This is a genomic window from Pantoea sp. X-Soil-ISGK-421, assembly GCF_059730785.1.
The window spans coordinates 899,558-918,593 of the sequence record NZ_AP035979.1 but is presented as its reverse complement, the minus strand read 5'-3'; the positions used below and the strand labels follow the sequence as shown (position 1 = coordinate 918,593).

At 56.1% G+C, this 19,036-nt stretch carries 17 protein-coding genes; 4 read left to right on the top strand and 13 right to left on the bottom strand.

Features of this window, described 5'->3' with window-relative positions; translation table 11 throughout:
* Positions 1–17: 17 nt before the first annotated feature.
* Both frsA and gpt read right to left on the bottom strand, forming a co-directional pair.
* On the bottom strand, positions 18–1,265 hold the full coding sequence (gene frsA / locus AC6I8K_RS04105; protein WP_497826266.1) for an esterase FrsA: 1,248 nt from the start codon (positions 1,263–1,265) through the stop codon (positions 18–20).
* Positions 1,266–1,386: 121 nt separating this feature from the next.
* Positions 1,387–1,845 carry a xanthine phosphoribosyltransferase gene (gpt, locus tag AC6I8K_RS04100; protein WP_007887137.1) on the bottom strand — a complete coding sequence of 153 codons (459 nt, stop codon included), beginning with the start codon at positions 1,843–1,845 and terminating at the stop codon, positions 1,387–1,389.
* Between the two features lie 255 nt (positions 1,846–2,100).
* Between gpt and pepD the strand changes: the two genes are divergently transcribed.
* The gene (gene pepD / locus AC6I8K_RS04095) at positions 2,101–3,561 is read left to right on the top strand and encodes a beta-Ala-His dipeptidase (RefSeq protein ID WP_064741183.1); all 1,461 of its coding nucleotides are present in this window, start codon (positions 2,101–2,103) and stop codon (positions 3,559–3,561) included.
* A 161-nt stretch (positions 3,562–3,722) separates the two neighbouring features.
* On the opposite strand, the gene dinB is transcribed toward pepD, so the two are convergent.
* Positions 3,723–4,778: a DNA polymerase IV gene (gene dinB / locus AC6I8K_RS04090; RefSeq protein WP_483816865.1), complete on the bottom strand. Its 1,056-nt coding sequence runs from the start codon at positions 4,776–4,778 to the stop codon at positions 3,723–3,725.
* Between the two features lie 243 nt (positions 4,779–5,021).
* Here dinB and dpaA point away from each other — a divergent pair, with 243 nt between their 5' ends.
* Complete coding sequence (gene dpaA, locus AC6I8K_RS04085; RefSeq protein WP_064740355.1) at positions 5,022–5,765, top strand: peptidoglycan meso-diaminopimelic acid protein amidase; 744 nt, start codon at positions 5,022–5,024, stop codon at positions 5,763–5,765.
* Here the strand turns inward: dpaA and AC6I8K_RS04080 are convergent.
* Together AC6I8K_RS04080 and lpcA are read right to left on the bottom strand one after the other, a co-directional pair.
* Positions 5,736–6,503 carry a class II glutamine amidotransferase gene (locus tag AC6I8K_RS04080; protein ID WP_064740354.1) on the bottom strand — a complete coding sequence of 256 codons (768 nt, stop codon included), beginning with the start codon at positions 6,501–6,503 and terminating at the stop codon, positions 5,736–5,738. The genes dpaA and AC6I8K_RS04080 overlap by 30 nt on opposite strands.
* Before the next feature lie 48 nt (positions 6,504–6,551).
* Entirely contained in the window at positions 6,552–7,133 is a 582-nt protein-coding gene (gene lpcA, locus AC6I8K_RS04075) for a D-sedoheptulose 7-phosphate isomerase (RefSeq protein WP_064740353.1), read from the bottom strand.
* Between the two features lie 243 nt (positions 7,134–7,376).
* Between lpcA and fadE the strand changes: the two genes are divergently transcribed.
* Positions 7,377–9,821 carry an acyl-CoA dehydrogenase FadE gene (gene fadE / locus AC6I8K_RS04070; RefSeq protein ID WP_497826265.1) on the top strand — a complete coding sequence of 815 codons (2,445 nt, stop codon included), beginning with the start codon at positions 7,377–7,379 and terminating at the stop codon, positions 9,819–9,821.
* A gap of 163 nt (positions 9,822–9,984) precedes the next feature.
* On the top strand, positions 9,985–11,145 hold the full coding sequence (locus AC6I8K_RS04065; protein WP_497826264.1) for a pyridoxal phosphate-dependent aminotransferase: 1,161 nt from the start codon (positions 9,985–9,987) through the stop codon (positions 11,143–11,145).
* A 61-nt stretch (positions 11,146–11,206) separates the two neighbouring features.
* Here the strand turns inward: AC6I8K_RS04065 and katG are convergent, their stop codons facing one another.
* From katG to AC6I8K_RS04025, 8 genes are all read right to left on the bottom strand, one after another.
* Positions 11,207–13,405 carry a catalase/peroxidase HPI gene (gene katG / locus AC6I8K_RS04060; protein ID WP_064740350.1) on the bottom strand — a complete coding sequence of 733 codons (2,199 nt, stop codon included), beginning with the start codon at positions 13,403–13,405 and terminating at the stop codon, positions 11,207–11,209.
* 248 nt (positions 13,406–13,653) lie between these two features.
* Entirely contained in the window at positions 13,654–13,989 is a 336-nt protein-coding gene (gene uraH / locus AC6I8K_RS04055) for a hydroxyisourate hydrolase (protein ID WP_483816862.1), read from the bottom strand.
* On the bottom strand, positions 13,986–14,480 hold the full coding sequence (gene uraD, locus AC6I8K_RS04050; RefSeq protein WP_497826263.1) for a 2-oxo-4-hydroxy-4-carboxy-5-ureidoimidazoline decarboxylase: 495 nt from the start codon (positions 14,478–14,480) through the stop codon (positions 13,986–13,988). The genes uraH and uraD overlap by 4 nt, the downstream gene beginning before the upstream one ends.
* A 12-nt stretch (positions 14,481–14,492) precedes the next feature.
* Positions 14,493–15,752, bottom strand: coding sequence for an allantoate amidohydrolase (gene hpxK / locus AC6I8K_RS04045; protein WP_497826262.1), 1,260 nt, complete (start codon positions 15,750–15,752; stop codon positions 14,493–14,495).
* Entirely contained in the window at positions 15,749–16,984 is a 1,236-nt protein-coding gene (locus tag AC6I8K_RS04040) for a pyridoxal-phosphate-dependent aminotransferase family protein (RefSeq protein WP_064740346.1), read from the bottom strand. Before AC6I8K_RS04040 ends, hpxK begins: the two co-directional genes overlap by 4 nt.
* Before the next feature lie 21 nt (positions 16,985–17,005).
* Positions 17,006–17,737 carry an amino acid ABC transporter ATP-binding protein gene (locus AC6I8K_RS04035; protein ID WP_064740345.1) on the bottom strand — a complete coding sequence of 244 codons (732 nt, stop codon included), beginning with the start codon at positions 17,735–17,737 and terminating at the stop codon, positions 17,006–17,008.
* Positions 17,718–18,374, bottom strand: a complete 657-nt coding sequence (locus tag AC6I8K_RS04030) for an amino acid ABC transporter permease (RefSeq protein WP_007887184.1) — start codon at positions 18,372–18,374, stop codon at positions 17,718–17,720. Before AC6I8K_RS04030 ends, AC6I8K_RS04035 begins: the two co-directional genes overlap by 20 nt.
* Positions 18,371–19,036, bottom strand: a complete 666-nt coding sequence (locus tag AC6I8K_RS04025; RefSeq protein WP_064740344.1) for an amino acid ABC transporter permease — start codon at positions 19,034–19,036, stop codon at positions 18,371–18,373. The genes AC6I8K_RS04030 and AC6I8K_RS04025 overlap by 4 nt, the downstream gene beginning before the upstream one ends.

Sequence of the window (19,036 nt, the reverse complement as noted above, 5' to 3'; positions counted from 1 at the left end):
CTGTGTCGTTTCGCCAGTTAGTTTTTCAACTGTTTTTCAATCCAGTCACAAATTTGATTCAAGGCTTTGTCAAAACTGGCAAACACCGGCTTAGCAGGAATTGCCAGCGTCTTGCCCTGCGAGGATGAATTAGCAATCAACTGGGCATCCGCTTCCGGACCGAAAATATCGTCCGGCCAATATGCCGCCAGCATGGGCGTTGGCGTGCGGCGTCCCAGCAAACCTTGCACTTTAAGGGAATAGCGATTGAGCTCCGTGCGCAGATTACTGTCGGAAGTGGACGACATGCCAAGACGGCTCGCCAGCATATCCATGTACATGTCCGGCAACTGCTGCTGCTGTTGCGCATCTACAAACACGCTATGCACCATCGCCCCCAGCGTCGCAACCGCACGCACCCGCGGCACTTCCAGATAAGCCAAACGTGTTGCAACGTTGGCGCCAAAACGATAACCCAGCAGCGCCACACGCGTGTGATCGATCCACGGCACATTGCTCAACTCGCGCAGCACCTGTTGATGTACCTGGCTGGTGTCCTGATTGAGTGTCCATTTACTGCTGAATCCGACTGACGGCATATCCAGCGTCAGCATGGCAATGCCGCGCGGGGCGAGATAGTCATGGAACAGGCGATAGTGATCGCTCTGCAGCGAATCAAGACCGCCGCACAGCAGCACCGTGGGATACGGCGCTTCCGCCTGCGCTGGCATGTGCAGGAAGCCGGTAACCGGACTGCCACCGCTCATCGGGAAGGTCAGGGATTTCAGTTCACCCGGCAGACGCTGCGTGGCCTCTTCGTAGGCGCGATTGGCCAGCACCTGGGCCTGATCGGCCAGCTCGTCGCCCTTGATATACGGATACGCTGCGAGGCTGAACAGGTTGGCGGCATGCAGCCAGTGTTGTCCCGCCTCGTCATGGTTCGCGCTTTCCAATGCGCGCTGCTGCCAGATGGCCGCCTGCTTTGACCACTCATAATTCCAGTTGCCGCCGCGATAGCCAATCACGGTATCAAGCAAAGCCTCATTGGTGCGTTCGAAGTTGCTCACCGCAATACGCGCCAGCACTTCGCTGATCTCCTGCGGCAACAAACCGCGCCATGTCCACAGCAGTTTGTTCAGCATGCGATACCAGCCGCGCTGCGTATCGCCTTCGAGGGCGTTATGCACCTGCACCGGCGCGTGATGCTGGCGGTGTACTAATGAGGAGGTCTCCGGGTGTTTAAAACGCGGTTTGAAAAGTTCTTCGCTCAGGTTTTTATCCGACATCTCAGCTATTCTCCTGCCAACAACGTGGCGATGGCTAAGAGTGTACTGCACCCGTCATACGTGCGCGAGGCGCAGAAAGCACAACGCCCGGCATAACCGGGCGTTGTTTGCGATGCATCAATTAGCTTTTAACGATAGGCGGGATGTACACCACGCCCATGTCCCAAGGCTGCTCGATCCAGGTATTCTGCGGGATATCGACAATATAGTCGTCCACTAACGCACGGCCGGCGGGCTTGGCGAAGATGGTGCAGAAGCGCGCTTTGGGATACATGTCGCGGATCGCCTGCGCGGTGCCGCCGGTATCAACCAGGTCGTCAATTACGATGAAGCCTTCACCGTCGCCTTCGGCACGCTTCAGCACTTTCATTTCGCGCTGATGATCGTGATCGTAGCTGGAGATGCACACGGTATCGACATAGCGAATACCCAGTTCACGTGCCAGCAGCGATGCCGGAACCAGACCACCACGGCTTACCGCGATGATACCTTTCCACTGTTCCACAGGAAGCAGGCGCTGGGCCAGTTTACGGGCATGGATTTGCAACATGTCCCAGGTTACGACGTATTTTTCGCTCATATAAAGGAATCCCGGCCAAGAAACTTGGCTTAAAAAATATGCAAGGGGGAAAAGGTTGCGCGAGATTATAAGGATCTGACGCCTTAAAAACCAGCACCTGTCTTACTGGTTGCAGGTTTTTAGCGCGCCTGATTGCGCACCCGGCGAGAAACAGTGATATTCTCAGGCCCATCACGTCAGATTTTCTGACGACGATTTTCACTGGAAACCCGCGTGCGTGCGGTCTGTCCGCCACGCTGACACAGGAGATGCATGGTGTCTGAATTGTCGCAACTTTCACCCCAACCGCTGTGGGATATTTTTGCCAAAATCTGTTCCATTCCACACCCTTCTTACCACGAAGAAGCGCTGGCCGAACACGTTGTAGGCTGGGCAAAAGAGCAAGGTTTTTGGGTTGAGCGCGATCAGGTTGGCAACATCCTGATTCGTAAACCCGCGACCGCTGGCATGGAAAAACGCACGCCGGTGGCGCTGCAGGCGCACCTTGATATGGTGCCGCAGAAGAACAATGACACGGTGCACGACTTCACCACCGATCCGATTCAGCCGTACGTTGATGGCGAATGGGTGAAAGCGCGCGGCACCACGCTGGGCGCGGATAACGGCATTGGTATGGCTTCAGCGCTGGCAGTACTGGCTGACAACAGCCTGATTCACGGCCCGCTGGAAGTGCTGCTGACCATGACCGAAGAGTCGGGCATGGACGGTGCATTTGGTTTACAGCCGAACTGGTTGCAGGCTGACATTCTGATCAACACCGACTCTGAAGAGGAAGGTGAGATCTATATGGGTTGCGCCGGTGGTATCGACTTCATCACCACCCTGCCGCTGACCCGTGAAGCGATTCCGGCTGGTTATGAAACGCTGAAGCTGACGCTGAAAGGCCTGAAAGGCGGCCACTCTGGTGCCGACATTCATCATGGTCTGGGCAACGCCAACAAACTGCTGGCACGTTTCCTGGCGCTGCACGCGCGTGAACTCGATGTACGTCTGATCGAATTCACCGGCGGTACGCTGCGTAACGCCATCCCGCGTGAAGCTTTCGCTACGCTGGCGATCGACAGCCATAAAGTAGACGCGCTGAAATCTGCTGCGGCACATTTCCAGGCGACGCTGCTGAACGAGCTGGGCATTAAAGAGAAGAACATCGCTGTGGTCACCGAGTCGCTGGCGCATCAAGGCCAGGCACTTAATGCAGATAGCCGCGATCGTTTCCTCAATCTGCTGAACGCCACGCCAAACGGTGTGATCCGTAACTCCGACGTCGCCAAAGGCGTGGTGGAAACCTCGCTGAACGTTGGCGTAGTGACCATGGATCGCGACAATGCCGAAATCATCTGCCTGATTCGTTCACTGATCGATACCGGCAAAGATTGGGTAGTGGAAGTTCTGACTTCGCTGGCCGAGCTGGCGGGCGCAAAAAGCGCACCGAAAGGCGGCTATCCTGGCTGGCAGCCCGATGCCGATTCACCGGTGATGGCGCTGACGCGTAAAACCTATGAAGCGCTGTTTGGCAAAACGCCAAACATTCAGGTGATTCACGCCGGTCTGGAGTGTGGTCTGTTCAAAAAGCCGTATCCGAATATGGATATGGTTTCGATCGGTCCAACCATCACCGGCCCGCACTCACCGGATGAGCAGGTACACATCGAGAGCGTCGGTCTGTACTGGAAACTGCTGACCGGGCTGCTGAGCGTGGTGCCCGAAAAAGCGTAAATTTATGCTTTGTTGATTGGTCGCCATGAATGGCGACCCTACGTTTAATTCGCTGAGTTTTCGTAGGGTGCGCATTCATGCGCACCAGCATATATCGTCGATTTATTGCTTATGTGAGCGGCATTACGGCTTCGGTCGGTTTTTTTATTGATGCCGCATTTTCATAATCCCAACACCAACTGCCGCTCCAGCTGCGGATCAACCATCGTGACATGCAATCCCACCAGCCGTACGCCGCGCCCTGCCCGACGCTCATCCCACGCCTGACGCGCTACCGCAATGATGTCGTCTTTATTCAGTACCGGCCAAACATGTTCCTGTGTGGTTTGCTGGAAGTCGTTGAACTTCAGCTTTACGCCTTGCCTTGCGATCTGTTTATCCGGCTTGATAGCCGTTAAACGGCGCTCCAACTCAGCATAAAGAAAATCAATAATTTCCAGACACTGTTCCCAGCTATGGATGTCTTCCATCAGCGTGCGCTCAACGCCGAGCGATTTGCGCTCACGCTCGACCACCACATTTCGCTCGTCGATGCCGTTGCTGCGTTCCCACAAGATGCGGCCAAATTTGCCAAAGCGTTTAAGTAGCAGTACCAGATCGGTACGCTGCACATCGGCGCAGGTGCGCAAACCCATCTCTTCCAGCTTTTTGGTTGCGACTTTACCTACGCCAGGAATTTTGCTCAGCGGCAACGTCAGTAAAAAATCGGCCATCGCGTCCGGTGTAATCACATATTGCCCGTCGGGTTTGTTGAGATCGGAAGCGATTTTGGCGAGGAACTTAATCGGCGCAATACCCGCGGAAGCGGTTAAGCCGGTTTCACGCAGGATATCGGCGCGAATCGCCTGTGCCATAAGCGTGGCCGAGCCATGACAGTGCAGGCTATCGGTAACATCCAGATAGGCTTCATCCAGCGACAGCGGTTCAATCAGCGAAGTATAACGCGAGAAGATGTCACGGATCTGATGGGAAGCTTCTTTATACGCCTCAAAACGGCCAGGCAGCAGCCGCAGATGCGGACAGAGTTTGAGCGCCATGCCCGTTGGCATCGCGCTGCGCACGCCATATTTGCGTGCCGGATAATTGGCGGTACTGATTACCCCACGTTGCACACGGCTACCACCGATAGCGATAGGAATATCACGTAAAGAGGGATCGTCGCGCATCTCAACCGCTGCATAAAAGCAGTCCATATCGACATGAATAATTTTGCGCATACGCCCTCCGAATACTGGGTAAGTATACAGTAGAGAAAAATATCGGCAATAATTGTTGAGTGAGAGATTAAAGTTTACAAATATTGGGTCGTATTCCTTTTAGGAACGCGCCATTTTCTAAGACATCGGCTTGATTAAAAGCCAGACAATGTTAATGTTGCGCTGCGATAGCGGATATTTCCGATAATGCAATACCCGGACGCTTAGCGTCATCGTCTCTCTTCACTTCAAGGTATCTACAGAATGGGCAGAATCGCATTATTGCTTGCGATGATTCTTATGCCAGCCCTTAGCTGGGCAATTAACCCCGAGCCTACGCAACCGCTGGCTCCGGTGAGCAAAGAGTTAAAGAAACAATTAATTGGTACACCTGTATTTATTCAGATTTTCAAGGAAGAGCGTACGCTGGAACTGTACGGCAAAATCGGCAATGAATATCGTTTGCTGGACAGCTATCGCATCTGTAATTTCTCTGGCGGTTTAGGGCCTAAACGTCGCCAGGGCGATTTCAAAAGTCCGGAAGGCTTTTATAACGTCAAGCTAAACCAGTTAAAACCTGATAGCCGTTTTTATCGCGCCATTAATACCGGTTTTCCCAACCAATACGATCGCGCCAAAGGCTATGACGGTAACTATTTAATGATTCACGGTGATTGCGTATCGATTGGTTGCTACGCGATGACCAATGCGTCAATGGATGAGATCTTCAACTACACCAACGCCGCACTGCGTAATGGTCAGCAGGAGATTCAGGTCAACATCTATCCATTCCGCATGACAGACAGCAACATGCAGCGCCACCGTTATTCGACTTACATTACCTTCTGGCGTGAACTGCAGCCGGGCTATGCCTACTTTGCGAAGTACCGTGTGCCGCCCACCGTGAACGTGACGGCAACCGGTCAATATGCGGTGAACAACACGCCAGCGATTTCGACGCTGGATGCTGCCTCGAAATCATTCCTGGCGCTCACCCAGACAAAATAATGCCCACTCGCCTGGCACTATCCGGTGCCAGGTTTCATTTCCCGTCAGCGGTTGCGTGGCAATCACCGTCACCACATCTTTTGGCGTGGTCTGCTGCTGAAAATCAATCTCCACATCTTGATCGAGCAGCGTGGCTTTGCCAAACGGCGCGCGACGCGTAATCCAATAGAGATTGGTCGAGCAAAACGCCATTAAGTAGCGCCCGTCTGATAACAGCATGTTGAACACGCCCTTCCCACGCATTTCCGCTGCCAGCTCGGCAATATAGCGGAACACCGCTGGCCAGTTGCCCGGCGTGCGTGGATAGCGCTCGGTGAGTTTATGCAGCATCCAGCAGAAGGCCTTCTCGCTGTCAGTTTCACCGATGGGGCGGAAAGGCCCGGTATCCAGTTGTCGATATCCTTTGAGCTGGCCATTGTGCGCGTAGGTCCAGTTACGGCCCCACAGCTCACGCGTGAACGGATGGGTATTTTCCAGCGACACTTCACCACGATTCGCCTGGCGGATATGCGCGACTACCGAATGCGATTTGATCGGATATTCCTGTACCAAACGGGCAATCGGTGAGTTATAGCTCGGCTGCGGATCTTTAAAGGTGCGGCAGCCTTTACCTTCGTAAAAGGTAATGCCCCACCCATCTTTGTGCGGCCCGGTTCCACCGCCACGCTGCACCAGACCGGTAAAACTGAAACAGATGTCCGTTGGGACATTGGCGCTCATCCCGAGCAATTCGCACATAGCAACCGCCTTAAGTTAGCACCTCTCACACGCGGCGAGAGGAACGCATCATGACTTAACCATCTCTTTTTCAATCAACAGCATCAGGATATGGATCACTTTAATGTGGATCTCCTGAATGCGATCGGCATAGCCAAAGTGCGGTACACGAATTTCAATATCCGCTGAACCTGCCATTTTGCCCCCATCTTTGCCGGTCAGGGTGATCACTTTCATCCCCTTCGCGCGTGCCGCTTCAACGGCTTTAATGATGTTGGCTGAGTTACCGGAGGTGGACAGCCCCAACAGCACATCACCTTCGCGCCCTACCGCCTCGATATAGCGTGAGAACACGTAGTCGTAACCAAAATCGTTGCTGACGCAGGAGAGATGGCTGACATCAGAAATGGCAATCGCCGGGTAGCCAGGACGGTTTTCACGATAGCGGCCAGTTAACTCTTCAGCAAAATGCATCGCATCGCAGTGCGAGCCGCCATTACCGCAGGAGAGCACTTTACCGCCCGCTTTAAAGCTATCGGCCAGCAGAACGGCGGCGCGCTGAATCGCGTGAATATTGGCTTCGTCACTCAGGAACGTATTGAGCGTATCGGCTGCTTCATTGAGTTCTGAGCGAATAATGTCCTGATACATAGAGATGTCCTTTAGAGGAAAGATTGACCCGGCAAGTTTAACGGAATGGGAGTAAGCCGCAAAGCGCCCGCAATAAGGAAAAGCGCGGCGTCTCGAGGAAGTTTGGCAGTTGTTGCGCATCCTGCAACGAATTTGTGAGATGCGTTGTAATTGCGATGTAAACAGATTGATAAATTTTATCCCATATTCTAAACCTACACCCATAACAGGTCAGACCTCTTACTACTTATGGAGTGGTTCATTATGTTGGTTGCCTCAATCGTTGCGACGCTGATTCTGCTTAGCGTTTTGTTCTACCACCAGATTTCACTGCAACTCAGCAGTGTCATCTCACTGCTGTGGACCGGCGCGCTGGCCGCGGCGGGCGTGTGGACGCCATGGATGTTACTGCCGCTGGCGATCATTCTGCTGCCGTTTAACCTGCCCGTGATGCGCCGCAGCCTGTTCTCTAAACCGGCGCTGAACAGTTTCCAGAAAGTGATGCCGCCGATGTCGCGCACCGAAAAAGAGGCGATCGACGCCGGTACCACGTGGTGGGAAGGCGATCTGTTCCGCGGCAAACCGGATTGGCAGAAGCTGCACAATTACCCGCAGCCGCGCCTGACTGAAGAGGAGCAAGCCTTTATTGATGGCCCGGTTGAAGAAGCCTGCCGCATGGCGAATGACTTCGAAATCACTCATGAAATGGCCGATCTGCCGCCGGAGCTGTGGGCATATCTGAAACAGCATCGCTTCTTCGCCATGATCATTAAGAAAGAGTATGGCGGCCTGGAATTCTCAGCCTATGCGCAGGCGCGTGTGCTGCAGAAGCTGGCGGGCGTGTCCGGTATTCTGGCCATCACCGTCGGCGTACCTAACTCACTTGGCCCAGGTGAACTGCTGCAACATTACGGTACCGATGAGCAGAAAGATCATTATCTGCCCCGCCTGGCGCGCGGTGATGAGATTCCTTGCTTTGCGTTGACCAGCCCGGAAGCGGGTTCTGATGCCGGCGCAATTCCCGATATCGGCGTGGTGTGCATGGGCGAGTGGCAAGGTCAGCAAGTGTTGGGCATGCGTCTTACCTGGAACAAGCGCTATATCACGCTGGCACCGATTGCCACCGTGCTTGGGCTGGCGTTTAAACTTTCCGATCCGGATCATCTGCTGGGCGATACTGAAGAACTCGGCATCACCTGCGCATTGATCCCAACCCAGACACCGGGTGTGGAGATCGGCCAGCGCCACTTCCCGCTCAACGTGCCCTTCCAGAACGGCCCGACGCGCGGCCAGGATATTTTCGTACCGATTGATTTCATTATTGGCGGCCCTTCGATGGCCGGCCAGGGCTGGCGCATGCTGGTGGAGTGTTTGTCGGTCGGTCGCGGTATTACGCTGCCATCGAACTCAACCGGCAGCGTGAAAAGCATTGCGCTGGCGACCGGTGCGTATGCGCATATCCGTCGTCAGTTCAAAGTCTCCATCGGCAAGATGGAAGGTATCGAAGAACCGCTGGCACGCATTGCCGGTAATGCTTACGTGATGGACGCCGCCGCTACGCTGATCACTAGCGGCATCATGCTCGGTGAAAAACCGGCAGTGCTGTCGGCGATTGTGAAGTATCACTGCACCCATCGCGGTCAGCGCACCATTATCGACGCCATGGATATCGCCGGTGGGAAAGGCATTATGCTGGGCGAAAACAACTTCCTGGCGCGGGCTTATCAGGGGGCTCCCATTGCCATCACCGTGGAAGGCGCCAATATCCTGACGCGCAGCATGATCATCTTCGGCCAGGGCGCGATCCGCTGCCATCCGTGGGTGCTGGAAGAGATAAATGCCGCCGCGAAAAACGATGTGGTGACCTTTGACCGCGCACTCTTCAGCCATATCGGCCACGTGGGCAGTAATAAAGTACGCAGCCTGTGGCTGGGCTTGACCGGCGGTCGCACCAGCGCCACGCCAACCCGCGACGCCACGCGCCGCTACTATCAGCACCTTAACCGTTTGAGCGCGAACCTCGCGCTGCTGTCAGATGTGTCGATGGCGGTATTGGGTGGCAGCCTGAAGCGTCGTGAGCGCATCTCGGCACGTCTCGGCGATGTGTTAAGTCAGATGTATCTGGCCTCCGCCACCCTGAAGCGCTATGACGATGAAGGTCGTAACGAAGCCGATTTGCCGCTGGTACATTGGGGCGTGCAGGATGCGCTGCATCAGGCCGAAGTGGCGATGGATGACCTGCTGCGTAACTTCCCGAATCGCATGGTTGCCGGTGCGCTGCGATGTGTGATTTTCGCTGGTGGTCATCACTGCCCGGCGCCGTCCGATAAACTGGATCACAAACTGGCGAAACTGCTGCAGCTGCCCTCTGCAACACGCACCCGTTTGGGCCGCGGCCAGTATCTGGCACCAAGCGCGCATAATCCTGCCGGTCAATTGGAGCAAGCATTACAGGACGTGATGGCAGCCGAAGTGATTCACGATCGTCTGTGCCAGCAGCAGAAAAAGCACCTGTCGTTCACCCGGCTGGATGCACTGGCACAGCGTGCACTGAAAGAAGGCTGGATTGATCAGAATGAAGCGCAGGTGCTGATCCGCGCTGAAGCCAGCCGCCTGAAAGCGATTAACGTGGATGATTTTGCACCGGAAGCACTGGCAGTGCCAAAGCCGCAAGGTAAGCCCACCGCGCGAACAAACGAAGCCGCGTAAAACACTAAAGCCTCCCTCTGGAGGCTTTTTTTTCGTTTAGTTTTCAATGTGTCGATCTGTTTAGACCTCTAAGCGTCTGGATTGCCCTATATTCTCATCCTGTTTATAGTGACAACGACATGAGGTGACTTCGCAACGACATTCGTGCTTAAGGCCATAAACAATGACGCAGCCCAACCTGATCCCCGAGAGCAAATTACCGGCGCTCGGCACCACTATTTTCACGCAAATGAGCGCACTGGCGCAGCAACACAACGCCATTAACCTTTCGCAAGGCTTCCCCGATTTCGACGGTCCGCGCTATTTGCAAGAACGTCTGGCCTATCACGTTAGCCAGGGCGCCAACCAATATGCGCCGATGATCGGCGTACTGCCGCTGCGTGAAGCTATTGTAGAGAAAACCGCTGAGCTGTATGGTCACACGCCCGACGTCAACAGTGACGTCACCGTGACAACCGGCGCGACTGAAGCGCTGTACGCCGCGATTACCGCGCTGGTACGTGAGGGTGACGAAGTGATCTGCTTCGACCCAAGCTATGACAGCTACGCGCCTGCCGTGCAGCTGGCGGGTGGCGTATTGAAACGCATCGCCTTGCAGCCGCCTGGTTTCCGCGTGGACTGGAGCGAATTCCGCAGCCTGCTGAGCAGCAAAACCCGCTTAGTGATTCTGAATACGCCGCACAATCCTTCCGCCACCGTGTGGCGCAAAAGCGATTATGCCGAGCTGTGGCAGGCAATTGCGGAGCAGGAAATCTATGTGCTGAGTGATGAAGTGTACGAGCACATCTGCTTCACCGCAGAAGGCCATGCCAGCGTGTTAGCCCATGCCGAACTGCGACAGCGTTCGGTTGCGGTGGCGTCATTTGGTAAAACTTTCCATATGACTGGCTGGAAAGTAGGTTACTGCATCGCGCCTGCTGCAATCAGCGCTGAAATCCGCAAAGTGCATCAGTATCTGACCTTTTCGGTCAATACGCCGGCGCAGTTGGCGATTGCCGATATGCTGCGTCAGGAGCCAGAGCACTACCGCGAACTGCCGGAATTTTACCGCGCACGCCGCGACCGCTTTGTTCAGGCACTCTCCACCAGCCGTTTTAAGGTGCTGCCCTGTGAAGGCACCTATTTCCTGCTGGTGGATTATAGCGCGATTTCCGATTTGGATGACGTGAGTTTCTGTCAGCTGTTGACCAAAGAAGTGGGTGTGGCAGCCATTCCGCTCTCGGTATTCTGCGCCGATCCCTTCCCGCATAAGCTGATTCGTCTGTGCTTTGCCAAACAGGAAGCCACGCTTGACGCTGCTGCGGAGCGTCTGACTCAGCTTTAAACATTGTCTTTGAAGTAATAAAAAAACCCCGGCAAGCCGGGGTTTATTTTTCCTTGATGAATTACAGCTCGAAGCGATCCAGGTTCATCACTTTGGTCCATGCAGCCACGAAGTCGGTAACGAACTTCTGCTTCGCATCGCTACTGGCGTAAACTTCAGCCAGCGCACGCAAAATCGCGTTCGATCCAAACACTAAATCGGCACGCGTGGCGCTGAACTTAACTTCGCCACTCAGACGATCGCGACCTTCAAACAGCTCTTCGCTCTCATCGGTCGCTTTCCACGCGGTGCGCATATCCAGCAGGTTAACGAAGAAGTCGTTGCTCAGTACGCCAACACGATCGGTGAACACGCCGTGTTGGCCGCCGTCGAAGTTGGTGCCCAGCACGCGCAGACCACCTAACAACACCGTCAGTTCTGGCGCGCTCAGCGTCAGCTGCTGTGCTTTGTCTAATAGCAACGTTTCGGTTGAAGAACCTTTCGCGCTACGACGATAGTTACGGAAGCCGTCGGCCAGCGGCTGCAGGAAGTTGAACGACTCCACGTCGGTTTGATCCTGACGCGCATCGACACGGCCCGGCGTGAACGGCACTTGCGTTGCCACGCCCGCTGCGGCGGCGGCCAGCTCAATACCCACGCTACCCGCCAGCACAATGACATCGGCGAGTGATGCCTTGCCCGATTCCTGCTGAATCTTCTGCAAGGTTGGCAGCACATCCGCAATAACGCTGGCATTCACCGCCCAATCTTTTTGCGGCGCTAATGCCAGACGCGCACCGTTGGCACCGCCGCGTTTGTCGCCACCGCGGAAAGTCGAGGCCGAGGCCCACGCGGCAGAAACCAACTGGCTGACGCTCAAGCCTGAAGCGGCAATGCGCGCTTTGATATCACTGATATCTGCAGGCGTTGGCTGATGGGTGGCCTGCGGTAACGGATCCTGCCAGATCAGATCTTCCTTCGGCACTTCCGGACCGATATACCGCGCTTTTGGTCCCATATCGCGGTGTGTCAGTTTGAACCACGCGCGTGCAAAGGCTTCGTTGAACGCCTGCGGATCGTTAAGGAAGCGGCGCGAGATCTTGCCGAACTCTTCATCGAAACGCAGCGTCAGATCGGTCACCAGCATGGTCGGCTTACGTTTTTTCTCGGGATCAAACGGATCCGGGATAATCGCTTCGGCATCAACCGCTTCGAACTGGATCGCGCCCGCCGGGCTGTGCGTCTGTACCCATTCGTATTTGAACAGGTTCTCGAAGAAGTAGTTGCTCCACTGCGTTGGGGTTTGCGTCCACACCACTTCTAAGCCTGAAGTGATGGCATCTTTACCCACGCCGCTGGCGTAGCTGCTGGTCCAGCCCAGGCCCTGTGCTTCAATCGGTGACTCTTCAGGATCGACGCCCACATGGCTGGCTTCTGCCGCACCGTGCGTTTTACCCAACGTATGACCGCCAGCAATCAGCGCCACGATCTCTTCGTCGTTCATGCCCATATTGCCGAAGGTGGCACGAATCGCCGGCGCGGCAGATTTTGGATCGCCGCTGGCTTCCGGACCTTCCGGGTTCACGTAGATCAGGCCCATTTCGGTGGCACCCAACGGGGCGTTGGCAAGCGCTTCTGGATGGCGATGCGCCAGCCATTCGGTTTCGTGGCCCCAATCCACATCCATATCCGGTTCCCACACATCTTCACGACCGGCACCAAAGCCGAAAGTGCGGAAGCCGGCATTTTCCAGCGACACATTGCCCGCCAGAATATAGAGATCGGCCCAGGAAATTTTTTGACCATATTTTTGTTTCACCGGCCACAGCAGGCGACGCGCTTTATCGAGGCTGACGTTATCCGGCCATGAGTTAAGCGGGGCAAAACGCTGCTGACCACGACCTGAACCGCCGCGACCATCGATGGTGCGATATGTACCCGCGCTGTGCCACGCCATGCGAATGAACAGCCCAATATAGCTGCCCCAGTCGGCTGGCCACCAGGATTGCGAATCGGTGAGAAGTGCACGGATATCGGCTTTTAATGCGGAGTAATCAAGCTTGCTGAATTCGTCGCGGTAATTGAAAGTGTCACTGAGCGGATTGGAACGGTTGGAGTGCTGGTTTAACAGATCGACACGTAGCATATTCGGCCACCAGTCGCGGTTGGACGTCCCGCCACCGGCGCCGCGCGCCAAAACACTCTTCTCTTCAGATGCCCCGTGATGAAAGGGGCATTTACCTGAGGCTGCTGCATTATCGTTATTGTCGTGCGTGCTCATTTTTCGGCTCCATTGGCTTCACATTACTTTCTAATATGCGACTAAGATTAGCCGTACTTTAGTCAAGAATATATTTGGATGAACCGAAGGTTTTGATAGTTGCTGGCTTTCAAGCGCAGCCGTGTGATGTGAGCCACATTTTAGGTTTATTAAACGCATCTGTCGTAGCGGCGCAATTTATTGCGCATCCTATTCGCGATGGAATGCGCGATAAATCGCGCCGCTACGACCGGTGCGAGGGAGATGAATCAGCTACCGCGATAGGTTGACCACGACCACGGCGAGATGAGAAACGGCAGATGATAATGGCTGCCCGTGGCAGCAATCACGAAATCAATCTGCGCACTGACATACAGCGCATCGCGCCCTTCAGCGGCAAAGTAGTCGCCGATCTCCGCCGTCAAACGATAATGACCCGGCGCGAGCGGCTCGGGCGTCAAATCTTTGATGCGCCCGTCGCTGTCAGTTTTGCCTTCCACCAGCGGCAGCCACCCTTCCGGGCTGTTCTGCTCCAGCGAAACCGCCACGCCAATCGCCGGTCTACCCAGCGCGGTATCGAGAATATGCGTCGTAATAGTGCTCATGTGATGCTCTCCTTCAGCCGTAACAGGGTGATTTCTCGCAGCTGCGTCAGCGCTTCACGCTGTTCAGTCTGTGCATCGTTATTGAGACGACGCTGCAATTCCGCCAGCATCTCCTCGCCGCTGCGCCCTTTAGCGCGAATCAAAAATACCTGACCAAAACGCTGCTCGTAGGTTTGATTGCCGGCCAGCATCGCCAGCTGGAGCGCGCCGTCCGCCTGCTGCATCGCCGACTGCTCACTGCGCGACAACGCCGCTTCCTTGTCCGCTCCCGCCACCTTGTCGCCAATGCGTGGATGGGCGCTCAGCGCCTGCGCCAGATCATCGGCTTGCCACAACTGACCCAGGCGATCGGATTCGGCCTGTAACGCCGCGATGTCGGCAAAAGGCCGTGCCGCCACCAGCGCCTGTTGCCACGCTGGAATCGCCACACAGTGCGCAATGGTCGCCTGCGCGGCTTGCGGTGAGAGCTGATTAAAACTTACCAGATCCATATTTCGCTTCCTTTAAGCACGGGCGATGTCGCAAACCGCTTGCAGATAGGCCTGCACGCCCAGCGCCACATCGTCCGCCTGCACCGACTCCGCCGGATGATGGCTGATGCCGCGATGGTTGCGCACAAACAGCATGCCGACCGGCCAGCGCTCGGCGATGGCAATCGCATCGTGGCCCGCGCCGCTCGGTAGCGACAGACTGCGCCCCTGCACCGTTTCCACCGCGTGACTCAGCGCCTGCTGTAAGCGCGCATCACAGGCGGTGGCGGCAATGTGGTAATACTCATTGGCATTAAAAGTGAGTCCGCGACGCAGTGCAATCGCCTGTGCCTGGGTGAGCAGCGTGGAGAGCAAGCGCTCCAGCGGCTCATCCTGCGGGCCGCGTACGTCAAGCGACAGCTGCACTTCGCCGGGAATCACGTTGACCGCGCCCGGTAAACAGCTCAGCGTACCGACCGTCGCCACCAGCTGCGGGTCGTGCTCGGCGGTGGTGTGTTCGATAAACACCATCCATTCGGCGGCGGCGGCCAGCGCATCTTTGCGATGCATCATCGGCACGGTACCGGCGTGACCGGCTTCTCCGATAAAACTGCAGTTAAGACGACGCGCGCCATTGATCGCCGTGACCACGCCGAGCGCTAAATCTTCCTGTTCAAGACACGGACCTTGCTCAATATGCAGCTCCAGATAGGCAGCGATATCATTCACATCGCGCGCTGCATCAAGAATTTTTGCCTCATCGAAACCGACATCCTGCATCGCTTCCGCCACGGTGATGCCGTTGCCATCGGGATGTGTTACCCAGCTGTCGGGCCAGCTGCCGGTAATGCCACGACTGCCGAGCAGCGTGATGCCGAAGCGCGTGCCCTCTTCGTCGCCAAAACCCACAATCTCAATCGCCAGCGGCAAACGCTGTTGACGATCGTGCAGCCACTGAACGGTTTCGATGGCGCTTAACACGCCGAGCATGCCGTCATAGCGACCGGCATTACGCACCGTATCCAGATGCGAACCGAGCAGCAGCGCCTGCGCGCCCGACTGTGCCGCTTCATAGCGGCCACAAATATTGCCCACCGCATCCTGCCACGTCGTCATGCCTGCGGCCTGCATCCATTCGCCGACGCGCGCGTTGGCACGCAGCTGTTCCGGTGACAGATAAACGCGCGTCAGGCCATCTTCGCTTTCGCTGATCTCCGCGAGGGCGTCACAGCGCGCCATGACGCGAGCGGCGGCAATTTGCGCCTCGCTGGCAGTCATCAGGCTTTGATTCATGCGCGGCTCCCGTAGAGATCCCATGCCGCTTGCATCGCCGCACCTTGCGTGGTGCGGAAGCCAACATGATTCAGCACCGCTTCCAGCGCGCTTAAGGTTTGCATCACGCAATCTTTGCGCGCGTTGTAGCCCATGGTGCCGATGCGCCACACTTTGCCATGCAGCGGACCAAACGAGGTGCCGATTTCAATGCCGAAATCCTCCAGCACCAACTTACGCACCTGATCGCCATTTACGCCCTGCGGGATCACCACGCCGAGCACGTTATTCATTTTGTGTTTAAGATCGCCGAAGGTTTCCAGGCCCATGCCCTGAATCCCTTTCAGCAGCGCCTCGCCGTGCAGTTTATGGCGCGCGATGCCGTTATCCAGTCCTTCCTGCATCATCAGGCGCGCACATTCACGCGCGCCAAACAGCGCGGTAGTGGCTTCGGTATGGTGATTAAGGCGTTCCGGACCCCAGTAATCCATGATCATGCCAAGATCAAAATAGTTGGAGTAGATCATCTCGTCGTCGCCATCCTGATGTTCGGCGGTGCGGATGCCCTCTTCCACGCATTTGCGCTTGCGGATCACCGCTTCCATCTGCGGGCTCAGCGTGATCGGCGAGGTGCCGGACGGTCCGCCAAGGCACTTCTGCATCCCGGCAGAGACCGCATCGAGGCCCCACGCATCGGTTTCCAACGCATTACCGCCGAGCGAGGCGGTGGCATCGGTATAGAACAGCACGCCATATTTCTGGCAAATGGCGCCCAGCTCTTCCAGCGGCTGCAACATGGTGGTGGACGTATCGCCCTGCACCGTCAGCAGCAGGCGCGGCTGCACTTTTTTGATCGCATCTTCAATCTGATCCGGCGTGAATACTTCGCCCCACGGCACGTCGATGGTATGCACTTCCGCGCGGCAGCGGCGGGCAATTTCACACAGCAGATGACCGAAGCGGCCAAACACGGGCACCAGCACTTTGTCGCCCGGACGGATCGCCGACAGCAGAATCGCCTCGATACCGGCGCGTGAAGTGCCGTCGATCAGCATCGTCCAGCGGTTTTCAGTGCGGAATACGCCACGGTATAGCGCCATCACTTCGTTCATGTAGTGCGTCATCGCCGGATCGTACTGACCAACCAACTGGCTCGACATGGCGCGCAGCACGCGCGGATCGGCGTTGATCGGGCCCGGTCCCATCAGCAGACGCTGTGGCGGATTGATTTGCGAAAACTGGCTGATATCCATGAGGGTTTCCTTGTTATTCGTTTACAGACGCACCGTCGAGATAAACTGTTTCAGCTCCGCGGTTTGCGGATTGGCGAACAGCGTTTTGCTGTCGCCCTGCTCCCAGACGCGCCCCTGATGCATAAAGACCACACGATCGCCCACGTCGCGGGCGAAGTTCATTTCATGGGTGACGAGAATCAGCGTCATGCCTTCGGCGGCTAATTGCTCCAGCACTTTCAACACTTCGCCCACCAACTCGGGATCGAGCGCTGAGGTGATCTCATCACAGAGTAAAACTTTAGGCTGCATTGCCAGCGCACGGGCAATCGCCACGCGCTGCTGCTGGCCGCCAGACAGATTGGCAGGGTAATAATTGATGCGCTCACCGAGGCCGACTTTCTCCAGCATCTGTGTCGCCAGTGCGCGGCATTCGGCTTCGCTTTTCTTCAGCACGCGACGTGGTGCCAGCATCACGTTTTCCAACGCCGTCATATGCGGGAAAAGGTTGAAGTTCTGGAACACCATGCCGACCGAGCGGCTAATTTCACGCGCTTGTGATTCACGATCGGTGATGGTCATGCCACCGAGTTTGATGCTGCCATCCTGATAACCTTCCAGCCCGTTCATGCAGCGTAGCAAGGTACTTTTGCCCGATCCGCTGCGGCCGATAATCGAGATCACTTCGCCGTGGTCGACATCGAGATCGACCCCTTTCAGCACATGGTTGTCGCCGTAGTACTTCTGTACCTGATTAATGGTGATGAGCGGCATTGAATTTTTTCTCCAGGTACTGGCTGTAACGCGACAGCGGATAACACATCAGGAAATAACCGAGCGCCACCAGGCCAAATACCTTGAACGGCTCATAGGTCACGTTATTCAAAATGGTGCCGGCTTTAGTCAGCTCGACGAAACCGATAATCGAGGCCAGCGCAGTGCCTTTGATCACCTGCACGGCAAAACCCACGGTGGGTGCAATGGCAATACGAATCGCCTGCGGTGCGACCACGCGAAACAGCGTTTGACCAAAGGTCAGGCCAAGACAGCGCGATGCTTCCCACTGCCCTTTTGGCAGGGCGCGAATGCTGCCGTACCAGATATCCACCAGAAACGCGCTGGTGTAGAGCGTTAAGGCCAGCGAGGCGGCAGTCCAGGGCGCCACATCGATGCCAAACAAGCCAACACCGAAGAAGGCGAGAAACAGCTGCATCAGCAGCGGCGTGCCCTGAAAAAGCTCGGTGTAAGCGCGCACCAGGCGCATTGGCCATTTACGCTTCAGCAAGCGCATAAACAGCAGCGGCAAAGTCACCAACGTGCCGCCAAAAAACGCCACCAGCGAGAGTAAAATTGTCCAGCGCGCTGCCAGCAGCAGGTTACGCAGGATGTCCCAGTCGGTAAAAGTCGTCATGCCGGCTGCGCTCCCAACCATTTACGTCCCAGCGCCAGCAGCAGTTGGCGCATGGCAATCGACAACGCCAGATAGATCAGCGTGGTCACGAAATAGACCTCAAAACTCAAAAAGGTACGCGACTGAATCAGGTTGGCGGCGAAGGTCAACTCTTCGTACGACACTTGCGACACCACCGATGAGCCGAGCATCACAATGATGCATTGACTGACCAGCGCCGGATAAATGCGCTGCAGCGACGGCGGCAGCACCACGCGGATAAAGGTTTGCGTGCGGGTTAATCCCAGCACGCGCCCTGCTTCCCACTGACCGCGCGGCGTCACCTGAATCCCGGCACGAATGATTTCGGTGCTGTATGCCCCAAGGTTAATCAACATCGCCAACAGCGCGGCTTCGCCCGCCGTCAGTTTCAGGCCCAGATTGGGCAAACCAAAGACGATAAAAAACAGCTGCACCACAAATGGCGTATTACGGATCAGCTCGACATACACGCCCCAGATGCGGCTCGCCCAGCTCGGTTTGCCGCTGCGCAGCGCCGCGCCGAGAATGCCGAGGCTGACACCGCCGACAGTGGCGAGCACGGTGATCTGAATCGTGACCCACAGCCCGGCCAGCAACTCTGGCCAGTGCGGCCAGAGATCTGCAAAATTAAGTTGCCCCAT